Origin of the sequence: Entomoplasma ellychniae, from assembly GCF_002930155.1 — a bacterium.
Classification (GTDB): domain Bacteria; phylum Bacillota_I; class Bacilli_A; order Mycoplasmatales; family Mycoplasmataceae; genus Entomoplasma; species Entomoplasma ellychniae.
In genome coordinates this window covers 393,555-407,509 of record NZ_PHND01000001.1, presented here as the reverse complement: position 1 = coordinate 407,509, position 13,955 = coordinate 393,555, and the positions used below count along the sequence as shown (strand labels likewise).

Genomic DNA, 13,955 nt, shown 5'->3' with positions numbered 1-13,955 from the left:
ATTATAAAGGAAAGGCATAAAAAAAATAGCATTTGCTATTTTTAAAATTATCTTTTTGTGTTTAATTCAGCTTCTTTTTCATCAATGTTTTGGAAATTTTTGATTGTTATAACTTGATCTTTTGCTCAAATACCTTTGATAATTGAACCTGATATTTGGAATATCATTGATACATACATCATTTCAAAAGTAATTCTTGCAAAAGCAATGAATATAGCAAACACCATTCAAATTCCCTCACTATTTGCAGCGTATCTTATAGCATCAGAAATAACAGCAATTAATCTTATAACACCCATTACAGCAATTAAAATCATTTCAATTGTTGCAATTAAAGTATAAATAACACCAATAACTTGCATTGTAAACCCTAAGAAATTTTTCTGGCTCAATTTTTCACTTGCTGTTTTACTTGAAAAGAAAGATATTCCTAACAAACCAATTAAAAAGATTACTACATAAATACCAATAACTATCATTGTGGTGGTATCAATAACAAATAAACCTTTCATTGGGCTAGTTAATGCAAATAAGAAAGTTGCACCTAAAGCTAATATAGAACCAATAAACATTGTTCAACCTAAGTGTTTAGCTAAAAAAACTCTTGGGTTAATTGTTGAATTTGTTTCTATTTTTGGCAATTGTGTAAGAACGAATGGTGTAATAAAACCCCCGACTCCCATACTTAATACCGCCATGATAAATCTGTTTGCAATAATTTCTTCATCCGTTGCGTTATTCATATATTTAATTATAACTACAGCTGAATAAATTGATTTCCACAACATGTAAACTTCAATACCAATAATGCCCCCATACAATAATGGGTTCATACTACTTGCATATTTTGAAATTAACACAATAGTTACAGCTAATATTAAAGCACTAAAGAAAGTACCTAAATATTGATAAAACTTTAATAGTCCTCTTGGGACCACACTACTTCTATTCATTTTAAAATCCTCCATTATAATTATACTATATCTATAATTGTAAAAAGAATAATAAACCCTCTTTAAATTTTTTATTTCTTATTAATAATAACTGGAATTATTAAAGGATTTCTTCTTTTAGTTCTAAAAATGTAAGGTGAAAGAGATTGCTTAATAGCTTTTTTCATAGCACCAAATGTAGGTCTATCAGATTCTAAAACCTCATTTATTGCTTCACTAACAATGTAAATAGATTCAGCAATTATATTACCTGATTCTTTTACATAAAAACTGCCTCTAGAAATAATTCTTGGTGGGCATAATAACTTGTTAGTTTTTGAATCAATAGAAACAACTACAGCAATTAACCCATCTTTTGATAAAGTTTCACGTTCACGAATAATGTTTGATGCATGTGCAGTCATATCTTTGCCATCAACATATATTGGATCAGCATCAATTCTTTTACCTTGAGTTGCTTTACCTTGAAGTAATTCTAATTGATCACCATTTGCTAGAACAAAACCGTGTCCTTTTTGAAGGTTAACTGATTCAGCAGTTTCAACGTGTTTTTTAAGCATTCTGTACTCTCCATGCATTGGCATAAAATAATGAGGTCTTAATAGCGTAAATAATAATTTTTGTTCTTCTTGACTAGCGTGACCTGAAGTATGTATTTTATTATTTGCAGAAGATTCAATTACATTAGCACCAATTTTGGTTAACCGGTTGATCAAAGTCTCAACATCTGCTCTGTTACCAGGAATGGGTGATGATGAAAAAATAATAGTATCTCCAGGAATAATGGAAATAGATTGATGCCTGTTATTTGCTATTCTCGAAAGCGCTGCCATTGGTTCACCTTGACTCCCAGTTGAAATAATCATAATTTCATTAAGTAGATATTTGTCAATATCATTTGGTTTAACAAACATTTTATCATTAATTTTTAAATGTCCCATTTGACGAATAATTTTAATAATTCTATCAATTGATCTGCCCAAAATAACAACTTTTTTATTGTACTTATTAGCTAATTCAACAATTTGTTGAATTCTGTGAACATTGGAAGCAAAAGTTGTTATAAAAATTCTACCTTTAGCTTTTAAAAATAATTTATCAATATTTTCAATTATTCCTCGTTCTCCAACTGTATAACCTTCTACTTCTGCATTAGTAGAATCTGCCATTAATAATTCAATACCCTTGTCACCCATGCTAGCTAATTTTGATAATTCAACAAAATGCCCAAGAGGTGATCAATCAAATTTATAATCTCCAGTTGAAAATATATTACCATTTGGTGTTTCCACTAAAATTCCAAAAGCATCAGGAATTGAATGGTTTAAAGCAGCATAGCTAACTCTAATATTTTTGGTGTTTCAAACATCATCAGCAACATATTCTTTTACAATAGTTTCGTTTGTTAGTTTGTGTTCTTTTAATCTATCTCTAATTAAAGCAGCAGCCAGTTCAGGAGCATAAATTACAGGGATTTTAACTTGCTTAACTAAATAATGAATTCCACCAATATGGTCTTCGTGACCATGAGTAATAAAAAGTGCTTTAATTTTACTTTCATTTTCTTTTAAATAAGAATAATCAGGAATAACAGCATTTATACCTAATAAAGAATCATCTGGAAACTTAACACCAGCGTCAATAATAATTATTTCATCCCCATATTCTATACAATAAGTATTTTTACCAATCTCTTCTAATCCACCAAGTGCAAAAACTTTTGTAGGTATATCAGTTTTTATATATTCTCTAGATACTTTTTTTTGTTGAAAAACAAAAGGTACAAACTCTTCTTTTGAAATTATAGATGTTTCTTCTTTATTTGTTGTTGTTAAATTTTTATTTTCCATAATTTGTTATCCTTTCTTTAAAAAAATGAAATTATCTTTATTTATAATTTGTTTATCTGTTAAAATTTTTAAGTTTTTATTAAAAGTTAATTTTGTAAGATACTACAAAATAAAAAAAGATTTTATTTACTAAAATACTATCATAAAAAAAGAGTCATTACAATATGACTCAATCTTCTTCTGTATATTCAGGGTCACTTTTACTTATTTTATCATAGTATAATTTGCCATTATTATGATCCATTTCATGTTGAAAAACAATTGACCTATAATCACGCAAAGTTAATTGTATATACTTTTTAGTTATTCAATCATAGCCTTCTACAACAATTTTTCAAGATCTTGGTACAATTCCTGATTTATCTTTATCAACAGAAAGACAACCTTCGCCTTCTTGTAAGCACGTAATTCTTGTTGAACTGCTAATTATAGTAGAATTAATCATTGCATATTCTTCTATTTTGCCTTCTTTTAGATTAAATCTAACGTAAAAAATATCTAAGTTTTTTCCTATTTGACATCCAGCTAAACCAACTGCTGGTCTTAAATAATCTTCTTTACCTTCGAAATTAAAATTTTCATCTTGAGAAGCAACAACAAAATCAATCAATCTTTTAACAGTCATTTCTTCTTCATTTGATAAGTTTTCAGGATCTGCAATCTTTTTACTTACACATCTAATAATTTCTTTATTTGTGTCTTTAGTTAATCAAGAATTAGAAGGAAGTTCGTCTTGTAATAAATAATTTGGTTTTTTCATATTTAGTCCTTTTAAATCAATTATATACTATCATTATTTTAATAAAATATGGTTTACTCAAAACCATAAAAAATAACTTTTAGTGTAAAATTATATATAGTAATAGAAAAATCTGAGGTATAGCATGGTAGTTTCATTCATTATTTCAAGTCAAGCTAAAGAAGAAAGATTGTTTAAAACAATTAACACTCTAAAAAGACAAACAAATGATTCATATGAATTAATAATAGTTATTGATGAATTCAATGTGGAAAAAGAATCGATTGATTTTATTAAAGATCAATTTTTAGATAATGATAAAATTTCAATCATTTTGAATTCAAAAGGACAAGGGAACGGTTTAAACTGAAATAATGGAATTAAAATAGTTAATGGTGATTATTTTTGTTTATTAAAAGAAGGTGATTTAATCGAACATAATTTTGTTGAAAAAATTCAAGAAATTACATCTTCTCAAAAAGAAAAACTTGATATTATTGAAGTTCAATTTGAAAAAAAAGAATTGATTGAAGCCGTAACCACTCCTTTACTGCCGACCAATACTCTATACCACCCATTAAAAGATAGTGTTATATTTGCATATGTAACTCAAGAAATATACGGAAAAATTTTTAGAACTAAGTTTATTAAAGACTTTAGAATCCAGTTTAAAAAATCAGTTCGTTTTGATTTATTATTTTTGTTTATGTCACTAGCACACAGTAAAACTTTTTATTTATCAGATTTAGTTTTGTTTAACCATAGAACTTCACCACCTAAGTATTCAATTTTTGATATGGCAAACCAGTGACCTCATATTTTAAACTACTATAGAAGAATTGGCATATACAAAGATTACAAAGAAGAATTAGTTTTTGCTTATCATTACAATTTATGTTATTTATATTTAAACTTAGTTAAAAAAATTGATAATGAGCTAACTTATAATAAATCACTTAAATATGTTTCAGACAAAATAAATAGAAAATTAAAAGAGTTTATTTCTACTAATATTTATCTTGATTCACAATTAGTTCCTGAGTTTAATGAAAGAATCTTAAACCTTCATTCATTTATTAAACAAGAAATGTCTAAGAAGTAAAATATGAATTCACAATTATCTAAAAACGAAAACAAAGTTTCAATAATTGATAAAAATTTATTAAACTATGAATATATTAATTATGAACTTGCTAGTTTATATAAAGTATTTTTTGCAAGGTTATTAGATTTATTAATTTCTTCATCAATATTTTTAATATTGAGTTTGATAATGAAACAGTTTTCTCACCAAAGTGTTTTACTTTTTTTATTTACTTTTTTTATCAGTGTTATTATTAATTTTGCATATTTTGTTTTTTTACCATATTTTTTAAAAGGTAAAACTTTTGGAAAAATTATTTTTGGTTTAAAAATAGTAAAGAATAAAAAAGATTCTAAGTTAAAATTTTCAAACATTTTATTTAGAGAAATATTTTTATTATTAGGTGAATGAATGACTTACTATTTATTGTTATTAATATTTTTAGTAATGATAAGTAAAGGAAGACAAACAAATAACATTCTATACACAAGAATTGGTATTATTATATTTTTTATCAATAATCTATTATTATTAGTATGAGTAACAGCGTTGTTGATAAACATAAAGTTTCAAAAAAATCATCAATGTAATTATGATTTAAAACATAAAATATTTATAGTTAAAAAAATAACAAACATTTCAACTTCAGAAAAAAAATTTGAGATAACTTTAAAAGAAACACCAGGTTTTTTAAAAAAAGAAAACTTAGGTGACATTTTTAAAGAAAATGAATCAATATCATTGTCTGTTGATAAAAATAAATTAAAAAGTGAAAAACAAAAAACAAAAGAGAAAAATAAAGAAATTGATACAAAGGAGTAGTAATGATAGAAAATTTATTAGATGAGCTAAATGAAAAACAAAAGCTTGCAGTTACTACAATTAATAACCCTTTAAGAATAATTGCTGGTGCAGGTAGTGGTAAAACAAAAGTTATAACAAGTAAAATTGCTTATTTAATTTTGGAAAAACAAGTAGCCCCATGAAAAATATTGGCTGTAACCTTTACCAACAAAGCTGCCAATGAAATGAAAGAACGTGTTAAAAAATTAATTCCAGATATGAATTATGCACCGCAAATATCAACTTTTCACGCTTGATGTTCAAGAGTTTTAAGAGAAGAAAATGAAAATATAGACTTACCAAAAAACTTTCTAATAATTGATCAATATGATCAAATTTTAATTATTAAGAGCATAATCAAAGAATTTTTTTCAGAAAACATTAATTTAAGAAAAAATATGGAAAGAAAAATCATTTACAGAATAGCTAATTGAAAAAATGATTTACTTGAACCATACGAAGCTATGGATGAGTGCTACAGCACAACTGAAAGAGCAATAGCTGAAATATATGGTAAATATCAAGAACATTTAAAAGAAATGAAGTCAATTGATTTTAATGATTTACAAATATTAACATACAAATTATTTAATAATCATCCTGTAATTTTGCAAAAATGAAAAGATAGATATGACTATGTTATGGTTGATGAATTTCAAGACACTAACGATTTACAATTTGATTTAATCAAGTTTATTACTCAAAACAAAAATAATTTAACCGTTGTTGGTGACCCTGATCAAACGATTTATTCTTGGCGTGGAGCTAAAGTTGACATCATTTTAAACTTTAATAAAACTTTTCCAAATGGTGTAAGTATTACATTAGATCAAAACTATAGATCTACACAAAATATATTAGACCTTTCTAATGATTTTATTAATAATAATAAAAATCGTGAAGCAAAAGAAATATTTACAAAAAATGGGAATGGTGAGTTGCCTGTTTTAAAAGAGTGCACCTCTAAACAAAATGAAGCTGAATTTGTTGCTCAAAAAATTAAACAACTAATAAAAGATGAAGGTTATAATTTTCAAGATTTTTATATTCTCTATAGAATGAATGCTTGATCTCAAGAGTTTGAAAAAGAACTTTATAATAATAGAATTCCTTTTCAATTAATTGGTGGTATGAGATTTAGAGATAGAAAAGTTATTAAAGATGCCAACGCATTTTTAAGAGCAATATCAACAGGAGATACAGCATCAATTGAAAGAGTGTTAAAAAGTATTCCTAAAATTGGGGATGTAACTATTGAGAAAGTTAAATCTTTAGCAGAATCAATGGGTATTAGTTTGAATGATCTAATTTTAAAAGAAGATGTAGCATTGTTAGAAAACATTTCTAAACATTTACCAATAATAAAATCAACTTTAATTAAAGGAATTGAAATTTTTAAACAAGAAAACAGTATAAGAGCTAGTTTGCAATATATGTTAGTAGAAATTGGATATATTAAAAAATTAAAAGATACTAATAAAAATGAAGATATTGATTACATAGATGCATTGTATGATCAATTAGAAAACTTTGACAAAATTTATGATCCTAAAGATTATGAGAACACAGATAAAATAGTTTCATATTTACAAGAAGAGTCGTTGTTAAACTCAGAAATAGATGAGCTAGAAGTTAATAAAGTAACTTTATTAACAGTTCACTCTGCAAAAGGTTTAGAAAATAAAGTTGTTTTTATTGTAGGTTTAAATCAAGATATTTTCCCAGGTAGACTTTCTTCAAATTCTCAAAAAGAAATTGAAGAAGAAAGAAGAGCTTTATATGTTGCTCTAACAAGAGCAAAAGAAAGATTATTTATAACTTATGTTAAAGGTGATTTTTCATTTATTTCACAATCAGAATTATTGCCTTCAAAATTTGTAAGAGAGTTGGATGAAGACATGTATACTTTTGAAGGCAAGTTTCAAAATAAATTAAACCCTTTTATTAAAAGTAAAAATTATAATTCTAGCAATTTAAATGATAGTGTTGCAAGCAAATTTTCAAAAGGTGACATTATAGAACACATGATTTTTGGTGATGGTGTTGTTATAGAAGAAAATCAAGGAAAAATGAAAGTAGCTTTTTCTTCAGATTTTGGTATTATGCCCATTAGTGCAAGTGATGCTGCTATAACAAAAAAATAAGACATTAATATTTATTAAAAAAAGTATTTGATTTGTTATAATATAAATATTAAGAATAATAGGAGAATAAAATAACAATGACACAATTTAAAGCAATTATAATTGATAAAGTGGGTGTTCACGCAAGACCATCACAAATGATAATAGCTGAAGTTTCAAAATACAAATCTGATGGAAAAATCATTTGTCGTGATAAAGAAGGTAATTTAAAATCAATAATGAATGTATTATCAATGCAAATTAAAAACAATGATGAAATTACTGTTGTATTTACTGGAGAAGATGAGCAAGCCGCTGCAGATGGTGTTAAACAAGTTATGATTAATGCTGGTTTAATTGCTGGTTAATCAATAATAAAAAAATTGCTGTTTAAAAAAAGCAATTTTTTTATATTTAGAAAGGGGTTTATGAAGTCAATAAAAAATTATTTTAAAAATATGGATAAAACCTTAAAGTTTGAAAGCAATATTGATTCAAATTTAGAATTTAAATTCAACATCTATAGACCAAAAGTAGAAGGTGTTATTTTCACCACTTTTGTTTTAATTATTCCTTTTTTCTTGCTTTTATTAATCAGTCTTATCTTGAAACCAAACGCATCCAATACTGATGAAAAAAATAATTCTATTGTAGCTTTGAGAAGTGTTTTATTAGTTAGTTCACAAATATTAAGTGCTACTATTGGAGCTTACATACTTTACAAAAGAGATAATCAGTTGTTTTTAAAAACAAGTATATTTGGGGTGTTTGCTTTTATAATATTGCCTTTTGCTATAGTTATTATCATTATTTCGATTATAAACTTAATTAGTAATAATGAAATATTGACTGGATTTTCATCATTGATAATTCAAGGTGTTGTAGAAGTTGGGATTGCTTATTTAATGTTAAAAAAGGCCATCAATTTAAAACTTAGAATAAAAAAAACTTTACAAAAAAATAAAAAAGAGTTATTATTTTTAACTTTTGCCATTGGATGACTAATGTTGATAATTTCAATGCTTTCAACTTTGTTAATAACTCAAAAAACATCTAATCAAGAAAGTTTAGAAAATTTGTTGCATAATTCGTCTAAAATAGTTGTGGTATTTTATTTAATTTTATTGTTTGCTTTCACTGTTGTGATAGCACCATTTGTGGAAGAAATAGTTATCAGGGATGGAATCTTTACTGCTTGTGGTAATAAATGATTTGGTTTTGTTGTATCTTCGTTATGTTTTGCAATGATTCATGTTTTTAATGATGGAGATATACAAAATATTTGGATTTATCTTTTACCAGGAATTGTTTTATCAGCAACTTTTATTTACACAAAAGGCAATGTTACTTATACTTGACTAATTCATGCATTAAGCAATTTTATAAGTTTTATTTTAATAGTAGCGAGGCTAATATCATAATGAACAAATTTAAAGCGAATCAAAATGATAAAAATCAAACGATCTTTAAATTTTTAAAAAAGAAATACAAAGATACTCCATTATCAGTAATTTATAAATGATTAAGAGTTGGAGACATTAAGATTAATGATAAAAGAGTTAAGTTAAAAAGTTATTTGATTCAAGAAAATGATGAAATTACTGTATATGATAATAATAAGCCAACTAAAAGAGATACATTTATTAAGTTAACAAATTATAACCTAAATGTAATTTTTGAAGATCAAAACATTTTGATAGTAGAAAAACCATTTAATCTTGAAGTTCACTCACCAGTAGCTACTAGTTTAGATGATATTGTTAAAAGCTATTTAATTGATAAAAATGAATATAATCCAAGTCAAGAAAATTCTTTTGTAATTAGTCATGTACATAGATTGGATAAATTAACTGCTGGTTTGATTATCTATTCTAAAAACAAAACAGCGCATTCTTTGCTAACTCAAGCTATTCAAGAAAAAGATATGATTGAAAAATATTATAGATGTAAAATTGATATACCAGTGACAGAGACATTAATTGCTGATGGTTGAATTGAATACAATCCAGTTTTAAAAAAATCTGTTTACACTGAAAACGAAGAATTTGGATTTAAAAAATGTAAGTCTGTATTTAATGTGGTTAGTTTAGATGTTATTAATGAAACAACTGAATTAGAAGTGCAAATTTTTACAGGTAAAAAACATCAAATTAGGGCAACTTTAGAATATTATCAAGCTCCTATTTTGAATGACACAAGATATTCAGGAACAATTGTTAATGATAGAAAAATGATTTATTTGTATTCATGCAAATTAGTATTTCAAAATATGATAAATGAATTAGAATATCTAAATGGTAAGATTATAGAAATTACACCTGCTTGATAGAAAGGTAATGTTATGGAAGAACTGCATCAAGAACAAGTTTTTAGCACCGAAATTCTGAATGGTTCAAAAACATCTGCTAGATCTAGCGTTTTTAGTGCTGGTGTTGGTTTGATAGTTACAATTACAAATGCTTTTTTGCAAATCTTAATGATTTATTGGATTTTAGGTGCGTTTGGGACACAATTTAATGGGTTCATAAGAGTTTCTATAGCACTATCTATTGCTGGAGGAACAAGTGAAGGTGCTCTTGGTATAACCACTGTTGTCTTAATGGCTAAACCAATTTTAGAAAAAGATTGAATTTCGGCAAATGAAGTTTATTCAACTTCAAAAAGACAATATAAAACTAAAATGTGAAAAAATTTATTTTTAGTATTAATAATTTCAATAGCTTATCCATTGTTCATAGCCTTATCTTCAACAATTGAAGCTGGTGGTAAGCCTATGTGAAATATTGAAACATCAAATGGCAACTTTGTGCATGTATGACAATTGGGTTTTATTTGCTTGTTTTTTGGTTTTCGACAAGTTATATCTTCAGCTATTTTTGGTATTTATGAAAATATTTTAGAAGCTGATAAGCAAAATTATTTAAGAAGAACTATTATTTTATTTACAGACATTATTGTTTACATGAGTATATTAATCATGTTAAATTTAACCTATAATCCTTTAGGAAATGATATCAAAACTATGTATATTGCTCCTGTCATAGCTTTTTTACCAATGCTGGCATATCCTTTCATAAGAGGCTTTTTAATAAGATTTTATGTTCTTAAAAAGTACAAGTGAATTAAGTTTTATTCAGATTTTAATGATTATAAGTTAATGAGAAATTCAAATAAAATGTTTTTCTCATCAATTACTTTAAATGTGCTTATGAACTTCGACATTTTTATTTTATTTATAATTTTGGGATCATCAGGTCTGAAAGTTTCATCTATGATGTCAATATATATGATTATAGCTTTGAATATTAGATTAATGATGTTGACTTTTATTACTTCTTTTAGAGAATACTTTTTATTAGTCATTCTAAAAGAAGGAAGACTTTCATGAAAAAATTATGTTAATTATGAAATGTATACTTATATTATTGCTGCTTTTAATTTCATAGTAATGGCTTTGTCGACTCAATTTCTGTCATCAGGGCTTTATGGTAATGTTTTAACAAACGAAACATTTGCAACCGCTGCTGAAGCTCATGCTCTAAAGTTCATTTTTAGTAATAAATTATTTTCTATTTTATTTGCAGCATCAACTAGTGCTATTATTATTATTCAAGGTCAGTTTATGCTAATTGAAGCAAAAGGGACTGCAAACAAAATTGTTAAAGCTACTAATATTATTGTTTTTATATATGTTTCTTTAACAATTTTATTGCTATATCTTATTACTTTAACATCAATCATAGATACCTCAAATGATCAATGAATGATAAAAGTTATAACTGGTTTTTATATTATGAAATTATTTTTTTCAGGAATTATATATTTTACTTTATGATTCTACACATGAAAATATGTAACCTATAACTCAGGAATAAAAGGAGTTACTACCAATTTGATTTTTATGTTGACACCAATGACTATAGTTATTGTATTTATGTACACTGGGTTGGACAAAGTTGCTAAGCTTGATATTACAATAGTTGATAAGGTCGTTAAAATAGAACCAATTTCTGTAAAAACTCTTATTGCAATGTTTTCAATAGTTACATTTATGAGTTTGCCATTGTGCTTTTTGTTACCCATATTATTTAAACCAAAAACAGGTATATCAATTATTTTAAATATCCCAATTGTTAAAAAACTTTTAGAAAAACAAAAAGTTTCATTAAAATTAAAAAGATTTGCACAAGTAGGTTTGGACTACCAACAACAAAGTAAGTCAAATGAAGAGTTTATTAACGAACTTTATAATAACTTGAAAGTTCAAAATGCCAAAAATGTATTTGAATTAGATGAGGAAATATCTCATTCTAATTCAAAATATCAGTTTCAAAATAATCCAAAAATTTACACTGTAAAATCTTCTAATAAGAAAAAAAATCAAAGTTAAAACAAGCAAGTCTTGTTTTTTTGTTTTTGTTTATCAATGTTAAAAACAAATTTTGGTATAATAAAAATAGTTGAATCTTTATTCTTAAGTTTTTAATTTTAAATAAATTCAATCACATTTGAGAATTCACAAGCCTAGTGCCTTAATTTTTAATAAAAAAGGTGGTATGTGTTCGAATCATTTGGAAGTTTAACAAATATATAAAAAGGAGATAAAAAAAATATATGGATAAACAAATAACAAGAGAGCAGTTGTCTGCTGCTGGTGTACAATATGGTCACCAAACACAAAGATGAAATCCAAAAATGGCACCTTACATTTATTCATCAAAATCTAAAAATCATATTATTGATTTAGAAAAAACTATGATTCAGTTAGAATCAGCTCAAAAACTTTTAAGTAGAGTTGGTGCTAAAGGGGATAAAGTTTTATTTGTAGGTACTAGAAAATCTGCTAAATTAGCAGTTAAAGAAGCAGCTTTAAGATCTGGAAACTTTTATGTCAACCAAAGATGATTGGGTGGGACTTTAACAAACTTAAAAACAATTTTAATAAGAATTAAAGCTTTATGAAAAATTGAAGAAGAAGAAAAAAATGGGCAATTAGCTTTAAGAACTAAAAAAGAACAAATTTTAGTTTTAAAAGAAAAAGCTAAATTAGAAAAATCTTTAGGTGGAATTAAACAAATGCGTCAATTACCTGCTGTTATGGTGGTTATTGATCCTAAAAGTGATGAAATAGCTGTTAAAGAAGCTATGAAATTAAAAATACCTGTAATCGCACTATGTGATACAAATGTTGATCCAGATGCTGTAAGTTTAGCAATTCCTGGTAATGATGATTTATCAGAATCAGTAAACGTAATTGTTAATGCATTAGTTGATGCATATGCAGAAGGTGCAAAATTAAATATGCCTGAATCTGTTCTAAAAACAATTATGGTTAAACGTGAAAAACCAGATTTTTTAAATGGTGAAAAACCTCCATACAAAAGGGAATTTAAACCAAGAGAACAAAGAGAATTTAAACCAAGAACATCTGAAACACAAAAAAATTAATATTAAAGGAGATAGCAATAAATGGCTGTAAATGCACAACAAATTAAAGAATTAAGAGAAATAACACAAGCTGGAATGATGGATTGTAAAAAAGCTTTAGAAGCAACAAATGGCGTAATTGATGATGCTATTGTTTGATTAAGAGAAAATGGTTTAGCAAAGGCTGCTAAAAAATCTGATCGTATTGCTGCTGAGGGTGTATCTCTTGCAAAAGAAAATGATAAAAATTTAGTTATTATTGAAGTAAACTCAGAAACTGATTTTGTTGCTCAAAATGAAAAATTTATTAATTTAATAAATCAAGTGGCTGATACTATTTTGACTTCAAACGCTAAAACTTTAGAAGAAGCTTTAAATACAAAAACTAAATCAGGTGAAACTGTTAAAGAAGTTTTAATTAATGCCACTGCTACAATTGGTGAAAAAATAGAATTAAGAAGGTTTTCATTAATTGAAAAACAAAGTGGATATTCAACCACTTTGTATAATCATTCAAATAAAAGAGTATCTGTTGCTTTAAAATTTAAAGGTGAATTAGATTCAAATGATGCATATAGTGTTGCAATGCATGTTGCTGCAATGTCACCTCAGTACATTAACCAAGATGAAATCCCAACATCATTTAAAGAAGCTGAATTTAGTATCATTAAAGCAGAAGCAAAAGATGATGAAAAATTAAAAAGTAAGCCTGCAAATATTTTAGAAAATATTTTAAAAGGTAAATTATCAAAAAGACTTTCAGAAATTAGTTTAGTGGATCAACAATATGTTGTTGATGAAAGTTTTAAAGTTGGCGATTTCTTGAAATCTAAACATGTTGAAATCATTGATATGGTTAGATATGAAGTTGGTGAAGGAATTGAAAAAGTTGTATCTGATTTTGCTAGCGAAGTAGCTGCACAGTTAGGAAATTAG

Annotated in this window: 12 protein-coding genes; 9 read left to right on the top strand and 3 right to left on the bottom strand. The window is 26.1% G+C overall.

Going from position 1 to position 13,955, the window contains the following annotated elements:
• Positions 1–47 precede the first annotated feature (47 nt).
• The 3 genes from EELLY_RS01820 to def all read right to left on the bottom strand — a co-directional run bounded on the left by EELLY_RS01820 (position 48) and on the right by def (position 3,563).
• Positions 48–953 carry a hypothetical protein gene (locus EELLY_RS01820; RefSeq protein WP_104205788.1) on the bottom strand — a complete coding sequence of 302 codons (906 nt, stop codon included), beginning with the start codon at positions 951–953 and terminating at the stop codon, positions 48–50.
• A 71-nt stretch (positions 954–1,024) separates the two neighbouring features.
• The gene (locus EELLY_RS01815; RefSeq protein ID WP_104205787.1) at positions 1,025–2,803 is read right to left on the bottom strand and encodes a ribonuclease J; all 1,779 of its coding nucleotides are present in this window, start codon (positions 2,801–2,803) and stop codon (positions 1,025–1,027) included.
• Between the two features lie 157 nt (positions 2,804–2,960).
• Positions 2,961–3,563, bottom strand: a complete 603-nt coding sequence (def, locus tag EELLY_RS01810; protein WP_104205786.1) for a peptide deformylase — start codon at positions 3,561–3,563, stop codon at positions 2,961–2,963.
• Positions 3,564–3,687: 124 nt separating this feature from the next.
• Between def and EELLY_RS01805 the strand changes: the two genes are divergently transcribed.
• The 9 genes from EELLY_RS01805 to tsf all read left to right on the top strand — a co-directional run bounded on the left by EELLY_RS01805 (position 3,688) and on the right by tsf (position 13,955).
• On the top strand, positions 3,688–4,644 hold the full coding sequence (locus tag EELLY_RS01805) for a glycosyltransferase family 2 protein (RefSeq protein ID WP_104205785.1): 957 nt from the start codon (positions 3,688–3,690) through the stop codon (positions 4,642–4,644).
• Positions 4,645–4,647: 3 nt separating this feature from the next.
• Positions 4,648–5,448, top strand: coding sequence for an RDD family protein (locus EELLY_RS01800; protein ID WP_104205784.1), 801 nt, complete (start codon positions 4,648–4,650; stop codon positions 5,446–5,448).
• A 2-nt stretch (positions 5,449–5,450) separates the two neighbouring features.
• Positions 5,451–7,613, top strand: a complete 2,163-nt coding sequence (locus EELLY_RS01795; protein WP_181021040.1) for an ATP-dependent helicase — start codon at positions 5,451–5,453, stop codon at positions 7,611–7,613.
• A gap of 77 nt (positions 7,614–7,690) precedes the next feature.
• A complete protein-coding gene (locus tag EELLY_RS01790) occupies positions 7,691–7,960 on the top strand; it encodes an HPr family phosphocarrier protein (RefSeq protein WP_104205783.1) in 270 nt (89 codons plus the stop codon).
• Between the two features lie 60 nt (positions 7,961–8,020).
• Entirely contained in the window at positions 8,021–9,013 is a 993-nt protein-coding gene (locus tag EELLY_RS01785) for a CPBP family intramembrane glutamic endopeptidase (RefSeq protein ID WP_104205782.1), read from the top strand.
• Positions 9,013–9,921: a pseudouridine synthase gene (locus tag EELLY_RS01780; RefSeq protein ID WP_104205781.1), complete on the top strand. Its 909-nt coding sequence runs from the start codon at positions 9,013–9,015 to the stop codon at positions 9,919–9,921. Before EELLY_RS01785 ends, EELLY_RS01780 begins: the two co-directional genes overlap by 1 nt.
• 12 nt (positions 9,922–9,933) lie before the next feature.
• Positions 9,934–11,982, top strand: coding sequence for a hypothetical protein (locus tag EELLY_RS01775; RefSeq protein ID WP_104205780.1), 2,049 nt, complete (start codon positions 9,934–9,936; stop codon positions 11,980–11,982).
• 224 nt (positions 11,983–12,206) lie between these two features.
• Positions 12,207–13,040 carry a 30S ribosomal protein S2 gene (gene rpsB / locus EELLY_RS01770; protein WP_104205779.1) on the top strand — a complete coding sequence of 278 codons (834 nt, stop codon included), beginning with the start codon at positions 12,207–12,209 and terminating at the stop codon, positions 13,038–13,040.
• A gap of 21 nt (positions 13,041–13,061) precedes the next feature.
• A complete protein-coding gene (gene tsf, locus EELLY_RS01765) occupies positions 13,062–13,955 on the top strand; it encodes a translation elongation factor Ts (protein ID WP_104205778.1) in 894 nt (297 codons plus the stop codon).